Here is a 25,032-nt window from a genome sequence, read left to right on the forward strand (position 1 = left end):
TTTCATTCAGGGCAGCGCCCCACCGTCGCCCCCGGCAACAGCACCGGTTGCCAGATTTCCTGCAGCCGTTCCGGCGGCGTGCCGGCCAGCAGGGATTGCAGCATTTCCACCATCTTCGCGCCGGCGCGGCGCAGATCGGGCTGGTCGATGGTGGTGACGTTGATGCCGATCAAGGTGTCTTCCACATTGCCCCAGACGATGACGGAGATTTCCTTGCCGATCTCGATGCCCGCATCCATCAGCGCGCGCACCACGCCCACGCCGGACAAGTGATTGTCGACGATGACGGCCGTGGGACGGGGCGAGCAAGCCAGCAATTGCTGCATGGCCTGGTAACCGCTGCGGCGGTCGAAAGTATTGTCGAGCAAATAGCGGGGATCGACCGGCAAGCCCGCTTGCGCCATGCAGCGGATAAAGCTTTCCTTGCGCTCATAAGCAAAATGCAGCTCCAGCGGCGCGCTCAGCAGGGCGATGCGCTGGTGGCCGTGCGCGGCCAGGAACGACACGGCCAGGTCGATGCCCGTGTCGTTGTCGTAATCGAAATACGCATACGGTGCGTCGATGCGCGTGCGGCCATTCGCGACAAAGGGAAAGCCCACTTTCGTCAAATATGCGATGCGCTCGTCGACCACCTTGGTGCGGCCCACCACGAGGCCATCGACCTGGCGCCCGCGCACCATGGTTTCATACGAGGGCTGTTCATTCTGCGGCGACACGGGGGCGATGATCAAGCTCATCTTCGACGCTTCGACGGCATCCGACATGCCATTCACCACGGAAAGAAAGACGCTGTCGCCCAGGTCGCTGGGCAGCAGCGGATAGATCATGCCCAGCACATTGGTGCGGCCGACGGCCAGGCTGCGCGCCAGCGGGTTGGGCCGGTAGCCGACTTTCTTGGCGGCGGCCAGGACGATTTCACGGGTGCGGGAATTGACTTCCGGATAGCCGTTCAACGCCCTGCTGACTGTCGTTTTCGACATGCCGAGGGCAATTGCGAGGCTCTTGAGATTCATGTTAACTACCTGTCTGTATGGCAAAAGAAACCAACTCTGACCGTCAATTATAGCCCAGAGCGCCAAACAGACCGCGCATTCGCGTGCGCAGACACGGTAGAAAAACAACAACACATTGACTATTTAAAAAGCAACGTTTTAAATGCGACCATTTTTTCTTCTTCCCGGCACGGCATCCGTGATGGCAGACAAACAAGGGCCACAAGCGACAGCGGGTACTCACTTTGACAAGTGTCTCGCCAGCGCCGGCATGCCGCTGCGGCAACACACAGCGCGCACGATAGCATTATCAAGAAAACATAATTCACTGGAACTGTGCGAGAATTTGTCCTACTCTTGATTCAGGTAAAGATTACCGCCTGGCATGTTCGGACAATGATGCCTGGCACAGCACATCGGTCCGGGCTTCCCCCATCCCTGCACGCCTGGACATACTCTCAAAGGTGAACAATGTGGTCACGCTAAGCTCCGTCAACAACTTGCATGCCTCGCTGGCCACGGCGCAACGCCGGGTCGAACAAGGCCAGAACCAGGTACAGCGCGACAGCGAACAGCTGGCGCAAAGCCGCCAGCTGCTGGCGCGGGAACAGGAATCGCTGAGCCAGACCCAGCGCAGCAGCCAGCAAGCCCAGGCCGATGCCCCGGCCGCCGTCAAGGCGCCGCAGCTGGACCAGGCGATCAAGGTGGCCGTGCCGCAACCAGCCATCCCCTCCGTGCCGAAAAGCACGCCCCAGCTGAACGGCTATGGCCAGACGGTGGGACGCCTGATCGACGTGACGGCGTAGGCGAGCCTACTTCGCCATCTCCTCTTCCAGCATCGCCAGCCACCATTTTTCGCCCTTCTGCGGCTGCGCCAGGTCGACCGCCTCGCCCATCTGCGGCGTGGCCAGGTTCACGCCCTGCTTGGCCGCCAACCCCGCGATGCGGTCGAACGGTTCATGCCAGGCGTGCAGCCCCAGGTCGAAGGTGCCGTTATGCACGGGCATCAGCCATTTGCCGCGCAAGTCCAGGTGGGCTTGCAAGGTCTGTTCCGGCTGCATGTGCACGTCCGGCCACAGCTTGTCGTAGGCGCCCGTCTCGATCATGGTCACGTCGAACGGGCCGTACTTGTCGCCGATCTGCTTGAAACCGTCGAAATAGCCGGAGTCGCCGCTGAAAAACACGCGCACGTCCGGCGCGTCGATGACCCACGAGGCCCACAGGGTTTGATTGCCGTCAAACAAGCCGCGTCCCGAGAAATGCTGCGACGGCGTGGCGACGAGTTTCACACCGGCAATCGTCGTGCCTTGCCACCAGTCGAATTGCCGTACCTTATCCTTCGGCACGCCCCATGCCACCAGGGTATCGCCCACGCCCAGCGGCGTCACAAAGTGTTCCGTCTTGGCGGCCAGTTGCAGCACGGCAGCGTGGTCGAGGTGGTCGTAATGGTCGTGCGACAGGATGACGGCCTTGATCGGCGGCAAGTCGGCGATGCTGATGGGCGGCTGGTGGAAACGCTTCGGCCCGGCCCACTGCACCGGCGAGGCGCGCTCGGAAAACACGGGGTCGGTGAGGAAGAATTCATTGTTCAGTTTCAACAGCAGGGTCGAGTGGCCCAGGCGAAACAGGCTGTTGTCGGGCGCGGCCAGCAGTTGCGCCCGGGTCAAGGCTTGCACGGGCACGGCTGCGGCCGGCACGGTGCTGTCGGGCTTATCGAAGAAAAACGTCCACATCAGCTTGAGCGTTGCGGCCGTGCCCAGCTTGTGCATTTGCACGGGGTTGCGGAACTTGCCGTCGAGGCGTTGTGGCGATTCTATGGGCGCGGCAGGCGCGGCGCGCAAGGTGCAAGAACTCATGATGATCAGGACTCCCAAGGATAAGAGACGACGTGCGACTCGGTGCAAGTGCATATGCGGCCCGGCAAAGAATTAACAAGGGTTAAATTACACTACACAGTGTAGTTCCTATTTCTGGCAAAGTAAACCAAGAGGTGTAAAATATTGTTTTCAAAGGAGATTTCCCGCCATGGCCGCACCGCAACGCCTCACCGACCGCAAGCGCGTCGCCATCGTCGATGCCGCCATCGCCGAGTTCCGCGAGCACGGTTTTGATGCGACCAGCATGGACAAGATCGCCGCCACGGCCGCCGTATCCAAGCGCACCGTGTACAACCATTTCCCCAGCAAGGACGAGCTGTTCGCGGAAATCCTGCAGCGCATGTGGGAAAGCAGCATGGCCCAGCCTGCCGTGCCCTATGTTGCCGACCAACCCCTGCGGCCTCAGGTGCTGGCCCTGGTCGAGCAAAAGATGGACTTGCTGTGCGATCCGGCCTTCATCGACCTGGCGCGCGTGATCTTTGGCGAAACCATCCACTCGCCCGCGCGCGCGCAAGCGATGGTGACGCGCCTGAATGAAAAGGAAACGGGACTGAATATCTGGATCCGCGCGGCGCAGCAGGACGGGCGCATCAAGGCGGGCGAGACGCTGGAAGTGGCGCACCTGCTGATGTCGCCCTTGAAAACCTTTGCCTTCTGGCCGCAGATCACCCTGGGCGAGCCTTTGCTGGGCCCGGCACGCCGGCGCGAAGTGACGGAACTGGCCGTCGATATCTTCCTGTGCTATTACGGCGTGGCAAAACAGACGGCATAAACGGGCGGCAAGTGGGCGGAAATGGTCTGCCAGTGTTCGCCCCCGTCGCCTGAAAACCAGGCGCCGCCTGTCGTCGACGCCATCAACAGACTGCGCCCATCGTCGGCCAGCGCCAGCCCGTGGCGGTAGATGAGGTCGTAGCAATGCTGCTGCGGCAAGCCCGCGCGCAAGACTTCGAAGGTTTTCCCGCCATCGCGCGTGCGCGTCACGGCCAGCGCGCCATCGATGGGAATGCGCAGCACGTCCGCCTGCGCCGGCACGAACCAGGCCGTGTCGCCATCGCGCGGATGCACGGCCACGGCAAAGCCGAAATGCGCCAGCGGCGCCGTCGTGACTTCCTGCCAGTGCCAGCCGGCATCTTCCGAGCGCCAGATGCCGTTATGGTGCTGGCACCACAGCGCCTCGGGCGCGCCGGCGCTGCGCACGATGCGGTGCGGGTCTTGCACGGCTTCGTTTTCATCGAGTTCGGGCGGCATGTAATCGGCGCGCATGCCCGTCGCGCTCAAGGCCCAGCTGGCGCCGCCATCGACCGTTTGCCACACGCCGCCGCAGGACACGCCTACCAGCACCTTGTCGCTGTCGCGCGGGTCGACGCAGATGCTGTGGATGCCGGGCACGTCATAGCCGCCGCCAAACCACTGCGCCCGCTGCGGCACGTTCCACAGGGATTCCACCAGTTGCCAGCTGTCGCCGCGGTCGCTGGAACGAAACAGGCCGCCAGGCAGGGTGCCCGCCCACAGCACGCCTGGCTGGTCCGCGCCGCCGGCCGCCAGCGACCAGATTTGCCGCAAGGTCCAGTCCACCGTATCCGTGCTGCCCTCCGGCTTGGCGGGATAGGCGGGCACGGCGACTTCTTTCCATTCGCCACTGCCCGCGTCGCGCCGGTGCAGCTTGGCGCCGAAGTGGCCCAGGTTCAGGGCCGCATACAAGGTGCCGTCGCGGCCGTCGTGCAGCAGCATGGACACGGGATCGCCGGCAAACTGCACCAGCGCCAGCTGCCAGGCGCCGGCCGCATCGACATCGAACTGGAACAGGCCCTTGCGGGTGCCGAGATACGCGCGCTGCGGGACTGCTGTCATGGCGTCAACCTCCGGAAAGTGCCTGCAAGATATACACCTGGCTGTCGGGCCGCAAGGCGTCGTCGAGCACGCGCCGCTCGCGGCAGCGGGCGCCGTCGATGAAGATCACCACATTGGGGCGCAAGGCACCCTGCTCGTCGAGCACGTAGCCGCGCAGGCGCGGCTGCCGGGCAAACGCGGCATCGAGGGCGGCGCGCAGGCGTGGCGCATCCACCTCCACGGCAGGAACGTCGAGGAAACGCGCCAGTTGTTGCGTAAAGTGCAAGTTCGCCATGCTGCCTTCGACATCATCGGCCTGGACTCATTCTAGTCCCCTTTGCGGCCAATACAATTAAAATAGAGGCAAGCACACAAGGAGGCCAGGCATGACGATTACCCCGGAAGAACTAGCGGTGCTGATGCAGGAAGTGGAAGTGGCCGATCCCATCGATTTTGCCGACTTGCCCTTCGACGAGCAGGAATTGCGCGGCCTGATCGCCAATCACCTGTGCGAGATGGCCGACGCCATGGAAAGTTTCAGCCCGGAAGACCGCAACCTGGCCTTGCTTGCCGTGGCGGCCAAGCTGGTGCTGGAAAACCTCGTCTTGCACGTGCAGTTGCTGCGCCGCCACGGCTTGCCCGTCAGCGACAGCGTGGACGCGCTGCTGCAGCGCCTCAAGGGCGGCAAGCCGTCGTGAACTAATTGCCCGTACGCACGGCGCGCGCCTGGATGGTGACATCGCTGTCCGCCACGGCCACGCAGGGCAGGATGTAGCCGTCGAGCCGTTCATCGGGGCTGATGCCGGGCCAGTCCACCGTGTAGCGTATCTTTCCTTCGGGCATGTGACACAGGCAGGTGCGGCAGGTGCCGTTGCGGCAAGAGCTGAGCAGGCGAATGCCGGCCAGCTCGGCGGCAGCCAGGATGGTACTGCCCGCATCGGCCGGGAATTGCCAGCCTTGCGGGACGATCGTGATGGTAAAGGGAGGCGCGCTCATGCCTCCAGTTTAACAGTCCGCCAGCGCGGTCCAGCGGCCGCCATCCGCATGGCTGCGCAGCACGGCTTCCGCAAAGGCCAGGCCCGCCACGCCATCGGTGACGGTGGGCAGCCAGCCCGCTTCCTCGGGCACGGGCAAGCCAGCTTGCAATGCGCGGATGCGCAAGGCCGCATCCAGGTACAGCTGGGCGAACGCTTCCAGATACCCTTCCGGATGGCCGGCCGGCACGCGCGTGGCGTGGCGCGCCGCGGCGCTGTCGACCCGGCCCGGGCGCAGCAGCTGGCGGTTGCCGCCCTGCGGCGTGAACCACAGCTCGTTCGGTTGTTCCTGGTCAAAGTCCAGCTGTGCCTTGCTGCCGAACAGGCGCAGGCGCACCGTGTTTTCGCAACCGGTCGCCACCTGGCTGGCCCACAGGGTGCCTTTCGCCCCATTCGCGTAGCGCAACATCACCTGCACGTGGTCGTCCAGGGTGCGGTTCGGAACAAAGGTCGACAATTCCGCCAGCACCTGCTGCGGCGTCAAGCCGCTGACGAATTGCGCTAGGTGATACGCGTGCAAGCCCACGTCGAGCAGCACACCGCCCGGCCCCGCCTTCTGCGGATCGTTATGCCAGTTGCCTTCGCTCATGCCGCCCGCCGCGATGGCATCGGCCAGCCAATCCTGCGAGTATTCCACTTGCACGAGGCGCAGCTCGCCTATGTCGCCCGCCTCGACCATGGCCCTGGCGTGGCGCAGCAGCGGGTAGCCGCTGTAGGTATGCGTGAGCGCAAACAGCAGATTTTTCTGCTGCGCCAGCGCCGCCAGCGCCTGGCCCTCCGCCAGCGAGATGCCCAGCGGCTTGTCGCAGATCACGTGAATGCCCGCTTCCAGGAACGCCGTGGCGACGGGCGCATGTAAATGATTCGGCGTGACGATGGCGACGGCCTCGATGCCGTCCGCGCGCGCGGCTTCCGCCTGCGCCATGGCGCGGTAATCGCTGTAGCAACGCTCCGGCGCCAGGTGCAGCGCGGCGCCGCTGTCGCGCGCGCGCTGCGGATCGGACGACAGGGCGCCCGCCACCAGTTCATACTGGTCGTCGATGCGCGCCGCAATCCGGTGCACGGCGCCGATGAACGCGCCCTGCCCGCCCCCTACCATGCCCAAGCGTATCCGTCGCTGCATGTCGTCTCCCTATTTCAAGCCTAGCAAGTGATGGATTTGATCCTGGTCAACCGCGCTGCCCGCGAAATCGTCGAACGCGTGCTCGGCCACGTGGATGATGTGCTCGCGGATGAAACGCGCCCCTTCGGCCGCACCATCCTCCGGGTGTTTCAGGCAGCATTCCCATTCCAGCACGGCCCAGCCGGGGAAATCGTACTGCGCCATCTTGGAAAAGATAGCCTTGAAATCGATCTGCCCATCGCCCAGCGAGCGGAAGCGCCCGGCCCGGTCTTGCCAGTCGCCATAGCCGCCATACACGCCCTGGCGCCCGTTCGGCCGGAATTCCGCATCCTTGACGTGGAAGGCCTTGATGCGCGCATGATAAATGTCAATGAAGGCCAGGTAGTCGAGCTGCTGCAGCACGAAGTGGCTGGGGTCGTACAAGATGGATGCGCGCGGGTGGTCATCGACGGCGGCCAGGAAACGCTCGAACGTCACGCCATCGTGCAAGTCCTCGCCCGGATGCAATTCGTAGCAGAGGTCCACGCCGGCCGCGTCGAACGCGTCGAGGATGGGCAGCCAGCGCCGGGCCAATTCCGCGAACGCCGTCTCCACCAGGCCGGCGGGGCGCTGCGGCCACGGGTACAGATACGGCCAGGCCAGCGCGCCGGAAAACGTCACGTGCGCCGTCAAGCCCAGGCGTTGCGAGGCGGTGGCGGCCCACAGCAGCTGCTGCGTGGCCCAGGCCGTGCGGGCGGCGGGATCGCCCCGTACTTGTTCCGGCGCAAAGCCGTCGAACAGGGCGTCGTAGGCGGGATGCACGGCGATCAGCTGGCCCTGCAAATGCGTCGACAATTCCGTCACCTGCAAGCCGTGGCGCGCCAGCAGGGCGACCACGTCATCGCAATACTGCTGGCTGGCAGCCGCTTGTTCCAGATCAAACAATCGCGGCGCCGTCGGCAGCTGCAAGCCCTTGTAGCCCAGGCCGGCCGCCCATTGCGCCAGGTGCTCGAGCGAGTCGAACGGCGGCGCGTCGCCGAGAAACTGGGCCAGGAAGATGGCCGGGCCCTGGATGGTTTTCATGGGTATCCTTTGGCCCCCGGGAATCTGGCCCCGGGGGAGGTTCAGTTTAAAAAGGCGAGTTCGGAAAGTAGAACTGCTTGGCGTTCTCGCGCGTGATCAGCACCGATGGGATGATGGTGTTGGCCGGCAATTTATCACCTTTCAGGCGCGCTTCCGTCGTCAGCTTGATGGCGTCGTACATGAACTTGGGCGAGTACGACACGTCGGCCACGATCAGCGGGTCGGAACCGTCCATGATCTTCTTCACGGCGCCCTTCGCGCCCGCACCGCCGAACACTTGCTTGATGTCCGTGCGCTTCGCTTGCGCGATGGCCTTTTGCACGCCGATGGCCATGTCGTCATCGGCGGCCCAGACGGCGTCGATATGCTTGAAGCGGGTCAGGTAATCCTGCATGACCTTGAAGGCATCGTCGCGGTTCCAGTTGCCATACTTGGCGTCCAGCACCTTGATGTCGGGATGGCCCTTCATCACGGCGGAAAATGCGTCATAGCGCTCGTTGTCGAGCGTCGTCGGCATGCCGCGCAGCGCGACGATATTGCCCTTGCCATTCAAGCTTTTCGCCAGGTATTCGGCCGGCAGCTTGCCGAAGGCCGTGTTGTCGCCCGCGATGTACGCATCCTGCGACTGCGTGTTGGTCAAGCCGCGGTCCACCACCGTCACGTACACGCCCTTGTTTTTCACTTGCGCCACGGGCTGCGTCAGCGAGGCCGACTCGATGGGGAAGATGACCAGGGTGTTGATCTTGTTCACCGTCAACATGTCCTGCAGCTGGTTCGCCTGCTCGGGCGCCGTGGCGGCCGTCTTGACGATGATCTTCAGCCCCGGATGGGCTTTTTCCAGCTCCGCCTTGGCCTGGTTGGCCCACCAGACGATGCCCGAGGTAAAGCTGTGCGTGGCCGTGGGAATGGCCACCCCAACCACCAACTTTTCTGCCGCTTGCGCACTCGGCAGCGCCCACGCCTGCATCACCAGCACTGCCATCCCTGCTACCCGTATAAAGCTCTTCATGCTGCTCTCCTCCAAGGTTGTGGGCGCCCGGTGGCCGCCCTTTCAGAACGCCGCTCTTGTTTTATTTGCGGCCTCGCTGCAGGAAGGCGACGGCGATGATCACCACGCCTTGCACTGCGGCATTCAGGTAGACACTGATGATGCTGGTCAAATTCAGGATGTTGCTGATCACGGATAATAAAATCGCGCCGATGACGGTGCCGACGATGCGCCCTTCGCCCCCTTTCAGGGCCGTGCCGCCCACGACGACGGCGGCGATGGCTTCCAGTTCCCACAGCAAGCCCGTCGTCGGCGTGGCCGAGCCCAGGCGCGGCACGTACAGCACGGTGGCGATGCCCACGCACACGCCCAGCAGCATGTAGGTGGCAATTTTCACCTTGTCGACGTTGATGGCTGCATAGCGCGCTACTTGCTCGTTGGAACCAATCGCCTGCACATGGCGGCCGAACGTCGTGCGGTTCAAAATGATGGCGCCGGCCGCCGCGACGAAGAGGAAAATCCAGATGGGGATCGGCGCGCCCAGCACGCTCGTGTAGTAGACGGGGCTGTACAGCTCGGACAGGGTGGCGTCCAGGGTCAGCGCGCCGCCGTCGGCCAGGTAAGTGAGCACCGCGCGGAAGATGCCGAGCGTGCCCAGGGTAACGATGAACGGTTCGATATTGCCCTTGCTAATTAAAAGACCATGCATCAGGCCAAAGCCGGCGCCCAGGATCAGCGCCATGGCGATGCCCAGCACCAGCATGGTGATGGGCGCCAGGTCGCCGCCCGCCCCTTGCGCCAGCGCATTCATGAAATAAATCATGCAGCCGGCGATCAGGGCCGCCATGGAACCGACGGACAGATCGATGCCGCCGGAAATGATGACGAAGGTCATGCCGACGGCGATGATGCCAATAAAAGCCGTGCGCGTGAGCACGTTCATCAGGTTGTCCAGGGTGGCGAAGTCGCCATTGAGCAAGGTGCCCGCGATGCACAGGGCCAACAGGCCCAGCACGGGGCCGAAGCCCTTGATGCGCGCGCCCAGTCTGGCGATGCTGGCGCCCGGGGCGCCGGTGGAGACAGTGGTGTCAGTGCGTGCCGGTTGCATGGGCAATCAACTCCTCTTCGGTCAGGTGGTCAGCAGACAGGGTGGCTTGCAAGGTGCCGGCGCGCATCACGGCGACCCGGTGGCACAGGCCGATCAATTCGATCAGTTCGGATGAAATCACGATCACGGCGCGCCCTTCGGCGGCCAGGCGGTGGATCAAAAAGTAAATGTCGCGCTTGGCGCCCACGTCCACGCCGCGGCTTGGTTCATCGAGCACGACGACACGGGGGTCCGAATGCAGGTATTTCGCCAGCGCCAGCTTTTGCTGGTTGCCGCCCGACAGCATGCGCGCGCGGCTGTCCAGGTCGCCCGTGCGGATATTGAAGTCCAGCACCGCCTTGGCCAGCGCCTCCTTTTCCGCTTTCACGTCCAGCCACGGCCGCGCATAGCGCTCCATCGTCATCAGGGTGAGGTTTTCGCGCAAGCCCAGGTTCACATGTAGACCTTTTCCCTTGCGGTCTTCGCTCAAATACGTCATGCCATGCTGCATGGCCTGCTTGGGCGTGCGGATGTCCACGGGCTGGCCATTGAGATGGATCAACCCCGCGCTGCGCGGACGCAAGCCCAGCAGCGCCTCGAACGATTCCGTGCGCCCCGCGCCCACCAGGCCCGCAAAGCCCAGTACTTCGCCGGCGCGCACCTCGAAGGACAAGTCCCTGGACCAACCCGGCACCGTCAGCCCCTCGACTTTCAGCAACACAGGAGCTTCTTTCGCCAGCGCCACTTTCGCGGGGAACATGTCCGACAGTTCGCGCCCCACCATCAGGTTCGCCATCTGCTGGCGCGTGAGGCTGGCCGTCGGTTCGCGCGTGACGAAACGCCCGTCGCGCATGACGATCACTTCGTCCGTGTTGCGTTCCACTTCATCGAGCTTGTGGGAAATGTAGAGAATCGTCACGCCGTCCGCTTTCAGCTGCGCCATGACGGCGAACAGGCGCTGGGTTTCCGACGACGTCAGGGTGGCCGTCGGTTCATCCATGATCAGGAAGCGGGCGCGGCGCGACAGGGCCTTGGCGATTTCCACAAGTTGCTTTTCAGCTACGATCAAGTCGCGGATTTTCGTCTCGGGCGACACGTCCAGGCCCACCTGTTTCAGGTAGCGCGAGGCTTCTTCCTGCATGGCGGCCTCGTCGAGCAGCCAGCCGCGCGTCTTTTCGTGGCCGAGGAACATATTTTGCGCCACCGTCAGGTGCTCGGCCAGGTTGAATTCCTGGTGGATCAGCACGATGCCGGCGCTCTCCGCCGCGCGCGAGTTGCTAAAGCGCCGGGGCTGGCCATCGATCAGCAACTGCCCTTCGCTCACGGCCTCATAGCCGGCGAGGATTTTCATCAGGGTCGACTTGCCGGCGCCATTTTCGCCCAGCAAGCCATACACGCGTCCTGGCGACAGGTTGAAACTGACGCCATGCAAGACGCGCACGGGGCCGAAATCCTTGCAGACCCCCTCGAAACCGACGGCAACGCTCACTATGCACTCCCTCGCAGAATTAATCGGTGTTGCAGCAGCACGCCCGGCACACTGGCCGCCGGGTCCGCCAGACGCTGCAGCAATAATCGCGCCGCCGTCTCGCCCAGTTCGCGCATCGGCTGGGCGATGGTGCTCAAGCCCGGATCGATCTGCGCGGCGATGGCGATATCATCGAAGCCGATGACGGCCACGTCTTCGGGCACCCTTTTTTTCAGCTGGCGCAGCGCACTCAGCACGCCGATGGCTAGGGTGTCGGACACGGCAAAGATGGCCGTGGGCGCATCCGGTCCCGCCATCATCCGCAAGGTGGCGGCCGTGCCCGCTTCGTAATCGAGGCTTTGCACCGTGTGCACCCACTGCGGCTGTACGGGCAGGCCGGCCGCCGCCAGGGCGTCCAGGTAGCCTTGCTGGCGTTGCCGCGCGTACAGATAGCGCTCGTCGGAGTTGATCAGGCCGATGCGCGTATGGCCGCGCGACAGCAGATGCGCGACGGCGTCGGAGGCGGCGCGGTGGTTGTCGATGCCGACATAGGGCACGGCCACGGCGGGATCGAATTCGCAGCACGCCACCCACGGCAGGCTGACGGATTCATGCGACAGGGCATGCTGCACCGTGTCCGGATCGAGGCAGATGGCGCCGTCGGCGCGGTGCATGCGCAGCAAGTCGAAGTACGAGCGCTCGCGGCCCGCGTCGGCGCCCGTGTCGCACAGCAGCACGAAATAGCCGTGTTCGCGCGCCACCGTGTCGATGCCGCGCACGATCTGCGCATAAAACGGGTTGCCCACGTCGGGCACCATGGTCAGCAGCATGCGGCTCTCGGCCGTGCGCAGGCTGCGCGCCAGATGGTTCATGCGGTAGCCCAGGGCCGCCACGGAAGCGAGCACCTTGTCGCGCGTGGGCGCCCGCACCCCGGCTTGCTCGTTCATCACGCGCGACACGGTGGCCACCGACACGCCCGCATGCGCGGCGACGGCGCTGATGGAGACGGTTTCGGCGGGCAAAGGTGATGGAACGGCTGGCGGCATGAAGGTGCTCAATAAAATGTAATCGATTACATTTATAGGCCAGTCGCGCGCGCGATGCAAACATTATCGATGCTGCGATGCGCAAAAAAGAGGCAGGAATGCGGCAGGGAAAAGGCAAAAACGGGGCAAAAACGGCCCTGCGCGGGCCGTCGGATACAGCTATTTCTGGGCTTGCAAGGCGCTTTGCTGCACGGCAAAACCGGCGCGCACGGCGGACAGGGCCGCCACCCACAGGATCAGGCCGGCACCGAGACAGCCGATGGGGTGCATGGGGCCATGGCGCACGGTCAGCGGATAACCGATGGCCCACACGCACAGGGCCATGCCGATGGCCAGGTGGCGGCGCGCCTTGAACAGCCAGGCCAGCGGGAAGAAATGCAGGCCCACGATCAAAATGACGGCGGGAATGAACCACGCCTGCAAGCCCATGTTTTTCAGGACGTTGCCGACGATGAAGATGGCGATCCATTGCCCGGCGTTCACGATATTGAACAGCCGCCCCACGCGTTTCGCTTCCGGCGATTGTTCCGCCGCCGCATGCGCGGCGCGGTGGCGGCGGAACTGGCGCCACGCCAGCATGAACAGCAGGACGGTGACGCCGGCGACCGGCAGCAGCCTGAGCGGATGCGCGCCATACGTCTGCACGCACCAGGCGGCCACCCACAGGCCGCCAAACAGGGAAAAGAACATGGCGCCGATGGCGCTACGGGCCAGCGCGGCGGCGGGGTCGGGTTGCGGCAGGGTCATGGCATGGTCTCTCGGCAAGTAAAAATGCTTACTTCATCATCGCACAAAACGTCTCGGGATTGCCGTCAAGAATGACGCCGCTGGGCCAGCGGTGGCTGCGCTGCTGGGCGCGCAGCAGGGACGCGGCCAGGGCCGAGTCGCCATCGACGGCGTACACGAAGACGGGCATGTTCAGGCTGGCGGCATCAGCCAGCAGATTCGGATTGGCGTCCAGGCTGCGCGCATCCACATGCACGCCGGTGGGCATGCCGATCTGTTGCTGCACGCGCTGCAGCCATGGCTTGTCCAGCTTGGGCGGGCGGGCATTTTTCGCGATATAGCGGCTGACCCGGTTGGCGCCGGCCGCCTGCGCATTGCGCGCGTCAAACACGAGCAGGCCCAGGTAACCCTGCGGATCGGCGCGGCGCGCGCACGCCAGGTTGTTCGGCACGCCGGACGTCAAAAACCAGTTGCCGTGCTTGATGTTCGCGCGCAACTGTCCCACCAGGGTGGCGATCGGCGCACACGACGACACCACATCCTTGATTTCCGCATTCAGGGTCTTGGCCGGGAAAGCCGTCGCCAGGTCGGCGACATCGGTGACGAAGGGCGGCGTTTCCGGTGTGGCCACGCCGCGGTTCTTCATGCTGGCGGCGCGCCAGTCGTCGGCCGTCAATTGTTTCACGGTGCGGGGCGAGCCCGTGTCGACGACTCTTCCCGTCAGCAAGTCGTGGTGCACCACCCAGCTGCCATCGCCCAGCAGCTGCAAATCCGTCTCGACGCCGTCCCAGGTGCCAAAATACGTGTTGCGCAGCGCGCTCAGCGAGTTTTCCGGCGCATTGCCTGCGCCGCGGTGCGCATGCATCTTCATGCCCAGGCAATCGGCTTGCGCGGCCGTGCTGCACATGGAGAACAGCAAGGCCAGCGCGGCCGCCTTATTTTTGTTGCGGGTGATAGCCATAGTGAATTCCCTGCAAAACATGGATGCGGATCGCTTCGTTGACGGGGTAGCTGTAGCCCTGCCCCACCGCCACGACGTGCGTGATATTGGCCAGGATGGCCTTGCCGGCGAGATTCCAGCGCGTGCTGTCGGGCTCGCCCTGGCGCGTCCAGTCCAGCATTTGCCGGAACAGCTCGCTACGCGTGACATTGTTGTCCAGCACCGACAGCATGCCCCAGGTGCCCGCAAAGGCCGTCGCCAGCACGCCCGTGGCGATCCAGGCGGAGCGCCGGCTCAGCTGTCCATCGGCGCCCGCCTGCTCGCCACGGCGCATGGCCAGCAGCAATAATACGACGGTCGCGATCAGGTACAGCAATTTGGAAAAGTGGCCGATGGCGCCCAGCAGCGAGAAGAACAGGGCCACGGGCGGCACGATGGCGGCGCGCGCCGCTTCCTTGCCTTCGTGGAAGAACCTGCCGCCCGCTTCAAAATCCGTGCGGCTGGCACGGTATTCCACCAGTTTTTCCGCCGTCTGGCGATCCAGGAACTGGTCGAACAGGCGGCCGAACTCGGCCGGACTCGCATACGCGGCCTGCACCGTGGCGCTGGCCGGCAACTTCAACGCTTCGCGCAATTCCGCCTGCACGCCGGGGCGCGCGACAAAGGCGGCAAACGGCAAGCCCGGCGGGATGCGCTCGCCGCGCACGGAGACGCCCTTGCCGGCCGCCTCGGCCGCGTAACGGCGCTTGACGGCGGCGCGGAAGCCCAGCTCGTCATCGGTGCGCCAGTTGGCGGGCACGGGCACTTTCTTGCGCACATTGTTGACGACGGCAGCCTGGCGCCGCATCGGCACCGAATGCGGCTGCCAGCCGCGCCGCGACAGGCTGCTCACGTATTCCTGCCACGACGATTGCTGCTTGGCGCGCAAGCCGGCATCGCTGTCGGGGATGATGCCCGCATACAATTCCCACTTGCCGGCCAGCTCGCGCATGGCTTCTTGATATTTGTCATAGTAGCCGGACGGGCCGCCTGCCACCTGGCGCACGTTGGCGCGCACCAGCTGCTCCTTGGCCGGTCCCATGCGCTCGTCGAGATGCCGCACCGAGACAGCCAGGAAGGGGAACAGGGCCAGGAAGGATTTCCCCTCCGGCTTGGCGAACAGGGTGGGATCGTCAACCAGGCCCTGCAGCTGCAAGCTGCCGCCTACCAGCGAACGCTGCAGCAGGGTGGTGTTGAAGGCCATGCGGCGAAATTCCGCGTCGCGCGTATTGACCAGCACATTCACCGTGGTTTTCAGCACGCCGAAGACGACGCCGGCCGTCACCACGCAGCAGACGAGGATCTTGGTCCAGCCCGGCCCGCTGCCATTGTTCTTCAGCCGGCGGCGCCACATCAGCTGCAGCACCACCAGCGCGGCGGCGATGCCCGACAGGCTGCGGCCATAGAATTCCACCCCTTCCACGTCTTCCGGCTTGACGTTGCCCCCCACCACGTCGAGCAGGCGGGCATTGAAGCCCAGCTCGAAGCACAGATACATAATGGTGAGGACGATCAGGATCAAGGTCTGCCGGATTTGCAGACTGCGCAAGCTGGCGGCCATCCTATTTCCTCAAATCGATGACGACGGGCTTGATTTCTTCCGTCTGGAAACTCATGGCGGCCGGCACGCGCGAAGCGCTGTCGCCGGCACGCGCGGCCGGAGCTGCCGCTGCCGGGGCGCTTGGCACGGTGCGGGCTGGCGCGGGCGCTTCCTGCGCCACCTGGCGGCGGTTCCGGCTGGTGGCGCGCGTGGCGGGCTTGGTGGCGGCTGCCGGTGCGGCGGCCGGAGCGGCAGGAATCACGCGCCCGCTGTCGCTGCCCGGCACGGTGGCGATGACGGGGCCGGCGGCGCGCAGAGCGTCGTCGGCAAACGGCTGCGCGCGCGTATCGACGCCGGGCGGCACGGGCACGCTGGCGTTGAGCAGCCGGCTGTCCGTGTAAATCATGCGCGCCAGGCGGTTGTAATTGGGGAAGTCGATATTGAGCGAACGGCCATCGGCCGCCAGTTCCACGCGGGGGCGGTCGTTGCAATTGCCGACCGTCCACTGCAGCACGTCCGTGCCCTGGAACGCCAGCACTTCATAGCGGTAGGCGCAGCCGCGCTCCTGGGTTTCGACGATCACCACGGTGCGCTCGCCCACGTTTTCCACGCGCGCCACGCGGGCCGTGATGGCCTTATCCAGCGGCACGACGCGGAACGCCTGCGACAGCTTGATCGAATACTTGCCCTTCGGATCCTTGCGCAAAGTGCCTTCCGTGCCGTCACGCAAGCGGAAGGTGGAAATCGGCGTGCCGAACAGCTCGGCCGTATCGAGGCCCATCAACACGCCGCCACGGCCATTCGGCGTCATGGCGCAGCCCGTCAACAGGACGCCGGCGGCCAGGCCCATGGCCAGTTTGCGCCAGTGCGCAGATGCAAAATTCTTATACGTTGCCATACTTGATAACTTTCTCTTATTTCGGGGTCAGGGATTGATCACGGCCAGCGGATTGCCCGGACCTGGCGGCGGCAAGACTTTCTGGCGGTTGCGCGACAGCACAGTGAAGGCGCCCAGGGTGTCCGGTCCGGCGACGATTTCCAGCTGCTCGCGCTGCAGCCAGGTGCGGATTTCCGCCTCCGTGGCCTCGGCGCGGAACAGCACGCGCGTGCGCACGCCCGTCTCGACGCCGCTGCCCTGTGGAGCACCGTTGCGGAATTCCGCATTGCCGACGACGGCGCCCTCTTTCGGCAGGAACAGCCACGCCGACTGCACCACCATCACGCTGGCGGCCACGGCCGTGACAAGTTTGAGCCAGCGGCTGGAATTTGCCGCCTGCATTGGCACCTTCACCGGTGGCGAAGTAGCATCGGCCGGAGCGATCTGCAACTGCTGCAGCCCCTGGCGCAACAATTGCCGATACGCCACGCGGCCATCCTTGCACAGCTCGCTCGACAAGGGCGTGCCCGTCAAGGCGTAATCGTCGCCCGGCAAGGCCACGCGGGCGATCACGCCCGGTGCGGCTGCTGCCCCGTTGGCGCGGCCATGCAGCTCCAGCCAGCGCGCCGCCTGCAGGCGCTCCTGGCTGAATACGCCCAGGCAGGCGCCCAGGTCCGTCACGGCCAGCGTCACCGGCATGTCGCACAGCACCAGGCCCGCGCGCGGGTCGGCGGGCGCGTCGCGCTCCTCGACCACGAGGCCGCAGGCGTCCGCATACGATGTGTCCGGCGTGACGAGCCAGCCGCGCCAGCGCTGCCGCGTGCTGTCCCAGGCATCGAGCAGCACGGCGCCGAAGCCGGGGCGGCGCGCCAGCAGGTGAATCTGTCCGCCCGCGATGGGCCGCCCGGCCAGCGGCGCGGCATCGCTGCGGCGCGCGAAGCGTTGCATCAGGTGTTCCGGCACGGCGATGCCGCGCCAGTCGGGGGTAGCGCCCGCCACCTCGTCGTCCAGCACGTCGATGGAAGACGGGGGCGACGGCAGGCGCGCGGCAACGATGGCCAGGGTGGGCGTCAATGCATTCATGCCGGTGGCCTTTCATCCGGGTTCGAGGGAGGGGACGCGGGGTCCAGGTGCAGGGATAACGCGGCCACGCACAAGATATCCAAAACTATTTGCGCCGCCTGCATGTCGCGCGCGGCCAGGGTATCGCCCACGCGCAGCTTGAGCAGGCTCAAGACCCAGCTGCCCAGCAAGGTGGCGCGGTGGGCCGGCTCGACCACCTGGCGCCCCGCGCTGGCAGGCTCGCCCTTCTGCCTGTGGACCAAGCCCAGCTTGCCGCCGTGGTAGTGCGCGGAGGCAATCTGCTCGGCCAGTTCCTTGACGGGCATGCCGCCGCAGCCGCAATGGCGCAGCAGCAAGATCAAATCGCGCGGCAAAGTCGTAATGAAACTGTCGGCCGCCTCGCGCACTTGCTGCGGCGTGAGCTGGTAGTCGCGCAGCGGTTCCGCATAGGCGTCGGGCGCGCGCAACTCGCAGCCCTCTTGCGCATCCGCATCGTCGTCGTCACGCTGCTTGCGCAGCTGGTCGATGATGAAACGCTTGAAGTACAGAAACAGGGCACCGATGTGGTGGGGCGCGGCGTCGCTGTCGCTGTGCAAGACTTTTTCGATGAAGAACTGGTGGCGCAGATCGGCCAGGGAATCGCCCAGCGACGCCGCTTCGCGCGGACGGCACGGGGTCAGCGCGGCGATGACGCGCTGGTAAAACTCGCCCAGTTCGCCTTGTGTCAGCTGCGGGCGGCGGGTCCAGAAAGCATGAATCCGTTCAAATTGTTCCGATTGCACAGCCGGTCCGATCGTGTGTTGGGCGCCACGCGCCACTGGCCGGCGGCGACGCGCACCGGCAAACAAGCAATACGCTGGCCAGACAAGAGAAACTTGTCAGTAAGGTAAAATGCATTTAAGCAATTTTCTCATATCACCGTCAAAATCGCTAACTTTTGTTACTTTCACGACAATTCCCGAGACGCCGATGCATCGCCTGATTTCCCTGTTTTTCAGCCTCATCTTTTTACTCTGCGGTAACGGCGTGCAAGCGGCCACGGGGAATGTCGGCAGCGGTCCCGGCAAGCGCATCGCGCTGGTGATCGGCAACGCGGCCTATCCGCAGCCCCTGTTAAATCCCGTGAATGACGCGCGCGCCATGGCCGAACGCCTGCGCCGCCTGGGCTTTGAAGTGCTGTTGCGCACGGACATCAATGCAGCGCAGCTGCAAAAGGCGTCGGCCGAGTTTTCCACGCAGGCACGCGGCGCCGATATCGCCCTCGTGTTTTACGCGGGCCACGGCGCGCAGGCGGGCGAAGCCAATTATGTATTGCCGCTGGGCGCCAACATGAATGCGCTCAGCGCGTCCGCCATCGTCGCGCAGGGCGTGTCCGTTTCCAGTCTGGCGGGCGACTTGCAGCGCACGGGCGCGCGCGGCGCCGTGCTGATCCTCGACGCTTGCCGCCAGGAATATACACGCGGCGGCGCGGTGGTGGTTCCCGGCGGCAATGCGGCCAGCCACGGCTTTGCCGATACGGCCGCGCCGCGCGGCGTGGTGATCGCCTATTCGGCCGGGCCCGGCGCCCTGGCCCGCGATTTCTGGTCGCCCGATTCGCGCAACAGCCCCTACACGAGCGCCCTGCTCGACGCGCTGGACGCTCCGGGCTTGCCCATGGGCGACGTGTTTTCGCAGGTGGCGGCACGCGTCGCGGCCATGACGCACGACGTGCAAAAGCCCCGCGTGTCGTTCGGCGAAACGTCGGCGCGCCTGGTGCTGAACATGGGCAGCGGCAAGGGTGTCAGCCAGGCAACACCGGGCGTGCTGGCCTCGGGCAGCAGCGGCATGCGCGCGCCAGCGCCAGCCATGGAAAAGCCGGCCGCACCGGGCGTCAAGGTGTGGCCAGGCAACGTATTGCAAGACATCAACTATGAAATCCGCATGCAGATCGCGGCCCGCCCGTTTCCCCGCCAGCAGCTGGAAAAGCGCGCACGGGGCGGCGACCTGGTGGCGCTGACGGCCCTCGGCTATGGCATCGGCGGCGGCGACGCGGGCGTCAAACAGCCGAAGGTGGGCATGCAGTGGCTGGAAAAGGCGGCCGCGAAAGACTTTCCGATTGCCCAGACCTATCTGGCCGAATTGCTGATGGTCAAGGGCGATCCCGCCTCGCTGAAACGGGCGGGCGCGCTGCTGGACGCCGCCTCGCAGGCGGGCTACACGGCCGCCCATGCGTATAAATTCGACCTGGCGCGGCGCACGGGCGCGCCGCCGCAGGATGCGGCCCGGCATTTGCAGGACGCGTTCATGGGCTTGATGAAGGATTACCAGGGCGCCGCCAAAGACCTGATGCAGCCGCCCAAAAAATAATTTCAAATAATTTTGGATTTCCCTGAACTGCCCCCGTTATCCGTGGGTACATGCAATACAGCATGACAGTGACCAGGGAAATCCCATGCAAGCATCCAGCCCAGCAGCAATCACCACCGGCCAACGGGGCCGCATCCTCGCCTACCAAGCCAGCGGACAAGGTTCCGTCAGCGTGGCCGGCATTCAACATGCCTTCGACGTCGCTACCCACTGGCGCTCCGACGTGGCGCCCGCCATCAATGCCGTCGTCGACGTGCGTTTCAACGAGTCAGGCGGCCTCGACACGGTCAGCGCCGTGGCGACGCAGCAACTGGCGCAGGAAGAGATGGCCGGCGCGGCGAAACTGGCGCGCGACAAGGGCCAGCAGCTGTGGGGTCAGGCCGTCTCGGCACTGGGCATCAAGGTGCTGGCCAGCCTGGGCGTGCTGATCGCCGGCGCCTTTGTCTTCAACACCATCGGCATCCGTTTGTTCGCCTCCGTGTCGCGCACTTACTGGCAGTTGCTGGGCCTGTCCGCCGACAGCCTGGAAAGCTTTGCCCGCGATGGCGGCGGCGGTTTTACTTCGGCGCAATTTTTCTTCCTGCTGGCCATTGCCGCCTGCTGCGCCACCATGGCCAGCAATCACCCGAAAGCGGCGCTGGGCAAGTGCGCGCCGCTGCTGTTCATCGTCCTCCACAGCAGTTTGCTGTTCATCAAGATCAAGGGCGCCGTCAGCGACGCGGGCAACGCCATGGGCGGCATCATGGGCAGCCGCGCGGCCCGCATGGCCGAGCAGATGGCCAGCGAAATGCTGGGGCAGGTGTGGCAAGGGCTCTCGTTCGGCATCGGCTTTTATCTCGTGCTGGCCGCCAGCATTGTCCTGGCCGCCTACGGCCTTGGCGAATACAAGCGCAAAACCGTCGGCTAAGTCACCTCTTACACACCCATACTGAAGGAAATACCATGAACCGCACTTTCCCCGCCCTGCTCGCCATCGCCGTGATCCTGTCCGCCTGCGGCAAGACAGATAACGCCACACCAGCCACTTCCGCCCCCGTCGCCGCGAATGTCGCGGACCTGGCTGCCAAGGCGCAAGTGAAGGCGGCGGCCGCCAGCCTGCCGCAAGCGGACGCTGCCACGCCAACGTCCAGCTATGTCGACATCACCAGCGGCAACCAGTTGATGTACAGCTACATTGCCCTGTCCGGCGTGCCGCCCGACTACGCGGCCGTGGCGCAGCGCATCTCGCGCGAATATGCGGGCAGCAACGATGCCTTCCGCAAGCAGGAAGTGCTCGACGCCCTGAAACCGCAGATCGACGCCAAGGTCAATGAGGCGAAAACCCGGCGCTACCTGCGCTACCAGATCAATGGCCAGGGCGCGCTGTCGCCGTACGCCATGGACAAGGCCGCCTTCCCGGCCAAGTTCGCCGACGCGGGCACGTATTACTACATGTACGACAACGGCGACTACAAGCTGGCATTCACGAATGGCGATGGCTATTCGCTGCTGAAGGTGGACCAGGACGCGGCCCGCAAGATCGAGGCGGCGCGCAGCGGCTACAAGGACTTCGCCATCGTCGTGTACGCCTACGCCCAGGAAACGGACATGGCCAGCAACCAGGTCAAGGCACAGATCGTCAAGGTGGCGATCAAGCTGAACGGGGAAGAAATTCCCGTCAACCAGGCGCAGTAGAACGGGCTCGGTTACACTGTTCGCCACATTGCATCGGGATAGCGACATGGGCGAACAGACACTGGCGGAACAACATCTGGCAAACGGGCAACGGCTGCAACAGGCGGGCAAGCTGATCGAGGCGATCAATGCCTACCAGGCCGCGTACAAGCAAGACCCGGCCCTGGCCGAAGCGCAGCATTTCCAGGGCCTGGCCATGCTGGAATTGGGCCAGGGCGCCATCGGCCTGGGCTTGCTGAAACTGTCGCTCAAGCAACAGCCCGACAACGCCCTGTTCCACTACAACCTCGGTAATGTGCTGCGCGGCACGGATAGCGAGGCGGCGCTGGCCAGCTACGCCACGGCGGCGCGGCTGGCGCCGCACGAGCACGATTTCGCCATCAGCCATGCGGAACTGCTGATGGGAAAACAGCGTCTGCTGGAGACCATCGCCGAACTGGAGCGGGCCCACGCCCTGCGTCCGCAGCGTTGGCAAACCCTGCAGGGACTGGCCGAGCTGTATTACCGCACGGGACAGCAGGAACTGGCGCTGGCGCGCTACGCGCAAGGCCTGGCGCTGCATCCGGCGCTGGCGCAAACGTGCTGCATCGGCTTTGCCAGTCCGCAAGCGGAACAGGCAGAAACATTGACGCCGCACAATGTCGCGGACACCCTGCACGATTTTATCCGCGAAACGGACTTGCACATCCTCGACGATTTCCTGCCCGACCCGGCCGCCTGGCGCACGCAGGCGCTGGCGTTGCCGTTCGAGCAGCAGCGCTATGCGGGACAAAACTATCCGGGCAGCCAGACGGCGGGCCAGCCCAGTCAAGCCATCATGGAGCGCATCGCCACGGCCTTGGGCCGCCCCATCCGTTTCATTTCGCCCGACAATGGCTCGTACCGCCTCAGCTATGCGGACGCCATGGCGCGCACGGATATCCACGTGGACAATGAGACGGGCAACAATTTCAATTTCTATGCGGGCGTGCTGTATTTGAACCCGCCCGAGCAGTGCCAGGGCGGCACCACCTTCTGGCGCCACCAGCCCAGCGGCTGGTACCGGAGACTACCCGAGGCGGACGTCAAGGCGGGCGGCTACGCCAGCTTCAAGGATTTCCAGAAACGCTGGCTGCCGAACAATAAAGTACAGAAATTCAACGACTTACAGGAACAGCGCGACAGTTGGCAAGCCCTGCTGGAAGTGCCGATGCGCCACAACCGCCTGATCGTCTACAAGGGCCATTACTTTCACTCGATCAGCAATGTGTTTGGCGACAGGCCCGAGAATGGCCGACTGGTGCAGCTGTTTTTCTTTGAAGTGCCCGACTAGTACATATCCTGTGCCGTGGCGCGCACAGCTTTCAACAACATGTCCGCGCCCGGCGACAATAAGTGATCCTGCTGGCGGATGATGCCGAACGCATCCATCTTGCACGGCAGCTCGATGGGCAGGATGCTCAGCACGTTCAACGATTCGTAGTAATGCGCCACTTCCGTCGGCATCACGTGCAGCGAATCCGTTTGCTGCAGCAGGGACGTGATCAACAGCAAGGCGGTCGTGTCGACCACGTCGACGGGCGGTTCCAGGCTGGCGCGGCGGAACATCATGTCGAAGCGGTGGCGCAGGATGCTGCCTTGCGGCGGCAAGATCCACGGCTGGCCCGCCAAGTCTTTCAATTGCAAATTCTTGCGCGACAGCAGCGGATGGCCATTGCGCGCCACGGCGCTGGCCGGCTCTTCCGTCAATTCCTCGTAGATCAGGCCGGCGCTGCTTTCCTTTTCCAGGATGCGCCCGATCATGAAATCCAGGGTGCCGTGCTGCAGCATGTCCATCAGGGTATTGCTGTGCTCCAAGTGCACGCCGATGCGCATCAAGGGCGCCTGCTGCTTGATGCGGGCAATCGCCCGCGGCAGCAAGGCCATGGCCGGCGTCATGATGACGCCCACTTCCACCTGGCCCGTCAAGCCCGACTTCAGGGCGACGATGTCGTCATGCGCCAGCGACAGGCTCGTCAAGGCCATGCGCGCGTGGCGTATCATCGTTTCGCCGTAGATGGTCGGCTCCATGCCGCGCGGCAGCCTGTCGAACAGGCGCACGTCCAGCATCTCTTCCAGGTCCTTGATTTGCTTGGACGCGGCCGGCTGCGTCATGTGCAATTCTTCCGCCGCGCGGTGGATGTTGCGCTGCTCGTCAAGGGCGATCAACAGCAGCAATTGCCGCGTCTTCAGGCGGGCTCGCAAGAACCAGTTGGGGTTGAGGGTATCCATGAATAAATCATATCATGATCGATATCGCTTCTAACTCAATATCGATGTTATAGATATCGGTGTGTCTCCTTTTTGTGTATCGTCAAGCAGCGTTCAGGATGCCTTGCAAGCGGCGCTGGGGTTGGCCGCCGGGCCGGCCGTTTGATGGATGAATTCGATGGTGCCGTCCGGCTTGTATTTCAGTTCTTCCACGGCCACGGAGCGCCGGTATTCTCCGCCGCCGGGCAACTTGTCGTTGTGATAGAAGATGTACGACTTGCCGTTGAATTCGATGATGGCCTGGTGGATGGTTTTTACGATGGCATTCTTGTCCATGATGGTGCCGCGGAAATGCCATGGCCCCGTGGGCGTGGGCCCCGTCGAATACGCCGTTTCCTCGGGGAAGTTGCGCGAGTACGATAAATAATACGTGCCCGCATGCTTGTGCATATACGCCGCTTCCGTGAACGCATCCATGCCGAAGGTCAGGATCGGGCCGTCGAGCTCCGTCATATTCGCTTTCAGCTTGGCGTACTTCAAGACCGTGTTGCCCCAGTAAATGTAGGCTTGGCCATCCGTGTCGATGAAGACGGCCGGATCGATGTCGTCCCACGGGATCGCCGTCTGCTTCGTCATGTCGTTCGTGATCAGGGCGCTGCCGCGCACGTCGACGAAGGGGCCCGTCGGGCTGTCGGACACGGCCACGCCGATGGCCTTGCCGGGGATGCTCTTGTGGTCGACGGTCGAGTAAAAATAGTACTTGCCGTCGCGCTTGACGATGTCGCCCGCCCACGCATCCTTGCCGGCCCAGGCAAAAGTGGAAAAGCGCACGGGCGAGCCGTGATCCGTCCAGTTCGCCATGTCGCACGAGGAATACACGCGCCATTCATGCATGCGGTAGTCAAGGTCCGTGGCGCTCGCTTCATCGTGGCCCACATACAGATACACCCTGCCATTGTCGACCAGCGCGGCCGGATCGCCCGTGTAGATATCCTTGACGATGGGGTTGGCCGCCTGCGCGCCGAATGGGACGCAGGCGAGCGCCGCCGCCATGCCGATGGCTGCGGCACGTTTGTGTTGCTTGAACATCAG

At 64.3% G+C, this 25,032-nt stretch carries 26 protein-coding genes; 7 read left to right on the forward strand and 19 right to left on the reverse strand.

What is annotated here, in order from left to right; genetic code table 11:
- Positions 1 to 2: 2 nt before the first annotated feature.
- A complete protein-coding gene (locus tag OX459_RS16875) occupies positions 3 to 1,013 on the reverse strand; it encodes a substrate-binding domain-containing protein (protein WP_289905882.1) in 1,011 nt (336 codons plus the stop codon).
- Positions 1,014 to 1,465: 452 nt separating this feature from the next.
- Here OX459_RS16875 and OX459_RS16880 point away from each other — a divergent pair, with 452 nt between their 5' ends.
- Positions 1,466 to 1,798 carry a hypothetical protein gene (locus tag OX459_RS16880; protein ID WP_289905884.1) on the forward strand — a complete coding sequence of 111 codons (333 nt, stop codon included), beginning with the start codon at positions 1,466 to 1,468 and terminating at the stop codon, positions 1,796 to 1,798.
- Between the two features lie 6 nt (positions 1,799 to 1,804).
- On the opposite strand, the gene OX459_RS16885 is transcribed toward OX459_RS16880, so the two are convergent.
- Positions 1,805 to 2,848 carry an MBL fold metallo-hydrolase gene (locus tag OX459_RS16885; protein ID WP_289905885.1) on the reverse strand — a complete coding sequence of 348 codons (1,044 nt, stop codon included), beginning with the start codon at positions 2,846 to 2,848 and terminating at the stop codon, positions 1,805 to 1,807.
- 169 nt (positions 2,849 to 3,017) lie between these two features.
- On the opposite strand from OX459_RS16885, the gene OX459_RS16890 reads away from it, so the two are divergent.
- Positions 3,018 to 3,641, forward strand: a complete 624-nt coding sequence (locus OX459_RS16890; RefSeq protein WP_099665834.1) for a TetR/AcrR family transcriptional regulator — start codon at positions 3,018 to 3,020, stop codon at positions 3,639 to 3,641.
- Here the strand turns inward: OX459_RS16890 and OX459_RS16895 are convergent.
- Entirely contained in the window at positions 3,614 to 4,720 is a 1,107-nt protein-coding gene (locus OX459_RS16895) for an exo-alpha-sialidase (protein WP_289905886.1), read from the reverse strand. The genes OX459_RS16890 and OX459_RS16895 overlap by 28 nt on opposite strands.
- A gap of 4 nt (positions 4,721 to 4,724) precedes the next feature.
- Positions 4,725 to 4,994, reverse strand: a complete 270-nt coding sequence (locus tag OX459_RS16900) for a MoaD/ThiS family protein (RefSeq protein WP_099665836.1) — start codon at positions 4,992 to 4,994, stop codon at positions 4,725 to 4,727.
- A gap of 91 nt (positions 4,995 to 5,085) precedes the next feature.
- On the opposite strand from OX459_RS16900, the gene OX459_RS16905 reads away from it, so the two are divergent.
- Positions 5,086 to 5,397, forward strand: coding sequence for a hypothetical protein (locus OX459_RS16905; protein ID WP_070258491.1), 312 nt, complete (start codon positions 5,086 to 5,088; stop codon positions 5,395 to 5,397).
- 1 nt (position 5,398) lies between these two features.
- Here OX459_RS16905 and OX459_RS16910 read toward each other — a convergent pair whose 3' ends face one another.
- The 13 genes from OX459_RS16910 to OX459_RS16970 form a co-directional block, all read right to left on the reverse strand.
- A complete protein-coding gene (locus tag OX459_RS16910) occupies positions 5,399 to 5,695 on the reverse strand; it encodes a 2Fe-2S iron-sulfur cluster-binding protein (protein WP_289905888.1) in 297 nt (98 codons plus the stop codon).
- A 9-nt stretch (positions 5,696 to 5,704) separates the two neighbouring features.
- A complete protein-coding gene (locus tag OX459_RS16915) occupies positions 5,705 to 6,856 on the reverse strand; it encodes a Gfo/Idh/MocA family oxidoreductase (protein WP_289905889.1) in 1,152 nt (383 codons plus the stop codon).
- 9 nt (positions 6,857 to 6,865) lie between these two features.
- Positions 6,866 to 7,918 carry a sugar phosphate isomerase/epimerase gene (locus OX459_RS16920; RefSeq protein WP_289905890.1) on the reverse strand — a complete coding sequence of 351 codons (1,053 nt, stop codon included), beginning with the start codon at positions 7,916 to 7,918 and terminating at the stop codon, positions 6,866 to 6,868.
- Between the two features lie 46 nt (positions 7,919 to 7,964).
- Positions 7,965 to 8,900, reverse strand: a complete 936-nt coding sequence (locus OX459_RS16925; protein WP_226941190.1) for a substrate-binding domain-containing protein — start codon at positions 8,898 to 8,900, stop codon at positions 7,965 to 7,967.
- 88 nt (positions 8,901 to 8,988) lie between these two features.
- On the reverse strand, positions 8,989 to 10,014 hold the full coding sequence (locus tag OX459_RS16930) for an ABC transporter permease (RefSeq protein WP_289905891.1): 1,026 nt from the start codon (positions 10,012 to 10,014) through the stop codon (positions 8,989 to 8,991).
- Entirely contained in the window at positions 9,995 to 11,482 is a 1,488-nt protein-coding gene (locus tag OX459_RS16935; protein ID WP_289905892.1) for a sugar ABC transporter ATP-binding protein, read from the reverse strand. Before OX459_RS16935 ends, OX459_RS16930 begins: the two co-directional genes overlap by 20 nt.
- Positions 11,482 to 12,507: a LacI family DNA-binding transcriptional regulator gene (locus OX459_RS16940; RefSeq protein ID WP_289905893.1), complete on the reverse strand. Its 1,026-nt coding sequence runs from the start codon at positions 12,505 to 12,507 to the stop codon at positions 11,482 to 11,484. The genes OX459_RS16935 and OX459_RS16940 overlap by 1 nt, the downstream gene beginning before the upstream one ends.
- 159 nt (positions 12,508 to 12,666) lie before the next feature.
- On the reverse strand, positions 12,667 to 13,254 hold the full coding sequence (locus tag OX459_RS16945; RefSeq protein ID WP_099665844.1) for a hypothetical protein: 588 nt from the start codon (positions 13,252 to 13,254) through the stop codon (positions 12,667 to 12,669).
- A 28-nt stretch (positions 13,255 to 13,282) separates the two neighbouring features.
- Complete coding sequence (locus tag OX459_RS16950) at positions 13,283 to 14,194, reverse strand: glycerophosphodiester phosphodiesterase family protein (RefSeq protein WP_289905894.1); 912 nt, start codon at positions 14,192 to 14,194, stop codon at positions 13,283 to 13,285.
- Entirely contained in the window at positions 14,169 to 15,773 is a 1,605-nt protein-coding gene (locus OX459_RS16955) for a hypothetical protein (protein WP_289905895.1), read from the reverse strand. Before OX459_RS16955 ends, OX459_RS16950 begins: the two co-directional genes overlap by 26 nt.
- A 1-nt stretch (position 15,774) precedes the next feature.
- Positions 15,775 to 16,602: a hypothetical protein gene (locus tag OX459_RS16960; protein ID WP_289905896.1), complete on the reverse strand. Its 828-nt coding sequence runs from the start codon at positions 16,600 to 16,602 to the stop codon at positions 15,775 to 15,777.
- 75 nt (positions 16,603 to 16,677) lie between these two features.
- Positions 16,678 to 17,712 (reverse strand): hypothetical protein, encoded by a 1,035-nt coding sequence (locus OX459_RS16965; protein WP_289905897.1) that lies wholly within the window; start codon positions 17,710 to 17,712, stop codon positions 16,678 to 16,680.
- The gene (locus OX459_RS16970; RefSeq protein ID WP_289905898.1) at positions 17,709 to 18,473 is read right to left on the reverse strand and encodes a hypothetical protein; all 765 of its coding nucleotides are present in this window, start codon (positions 18,471 to 18,473) and stop codon (positions 17,709 to 17,711) included. Before OX459_RS16970 ends, OX459_RS16965 begins: the two co-directional genes overlap by 4 nt.
- 187 nt (positions 18,474 to 18,660) lie before the next feature.
- On the opposite strand from OX459_RS16970, the gene OX459_RS16975 reads away from it, so the two are divergent.
- The 4 genes from OX459_RS16975 to OX459_RS16990 all read left to right on the forward strand — a co-directional run bounded on the left by OX459_RS16975 (position 18,661) and on the right by OX459_RS16990 (position 23,023).
- Positions 18,661 to 20,037 carry a caspase family protein gene (locus OX459_RS16975; RefSeq protein ID WP_289905899.1) on the forward strand — a complete coding sequence of 459 codons (1,377 nt, stop codon included), beginning with the start codon at positions 18,661 to 18,663 and terminating at the stop codon, positions 20,035 to 20,037.
- Positions 20,038 to 20,122: 85 nt separating this feature from the next.
- Positions 20,123 to 20,944, forward strand: a complete 822-nt coding sequence (locus tag OX459_RS16980) for a hypothetical protein (protein WP_289905900.1) — start codon at positions 20,123 to 20,125, stop codon at positions 20,942 to 20,944.
- Between the two features lie 35 nt (positions 20,945 to 20,979).
- Positions 20,980 to 21,711 (forward strand): hypothetical protein, encoded by a 732-nt coding sequence (locus OX459_RS16985; protein ID WP_289905901.1) that lies wholly within the window; start codon positions 20,980 to 20,982, stop codon positions 21,709 to 21,711.
- Positions 21,712 to 21,757: 46 nt separating this feature from the next.
- Complete coding sequence (locus OX459_RS16990; protein WP_289905902.1) at positions 21,758 to 23,023, forward strand: DUF6445 family protein; 1,266 nt, start codon at positions 21,758 to 21,760, stop codon at positions 23,021 to 23,023.
- On the opposite strand, the gene OX459_RS16995 is transcribed toward OX459_RS16990, so the two are convergent.
- Both OX459_RS16995 and OX459_RS17000 read right to left on the reverse strand, forming a co-directional pair.
- Entirely contained in the window at positions 23,020 to 23,961 is a 942-nt protein-coding gene (locus OX459_RS16995; protein WP_131689644.1) for a LysR family transcriptional regulator, read from the reverse strand. The genes OX459_RS16990 and OX459_RS16995 overlap by 4 nt on opposite strands.
- A 93-nt stretch (positions 23,962 to 24,054) precedes the next feature.
- Complete coding sequence (locus OX459_RS17000; protein WP_289905903.1) at positions 24,055 to 25,029, reverse strand: glycoside hydrolase family 43 protein; 975 nt, start codon at positions 25,027 to 25,029, stop codon at positions 24,055 to 24,057.
- Positions 25,030 to 25,032: the final 3 nt, after the last annotated feature.

This window comes from Janthinobacterium sp. SUN026 (assembly GCF_030397625.1).
Classification (GTDB): domain Bacteria; phylum Pseudomonadota; class Gammaproteobacteria; order Burkholderiales; family Burkholderiaceae_D; genus Janthinobacterium; species Janthinobacterium kumbetense.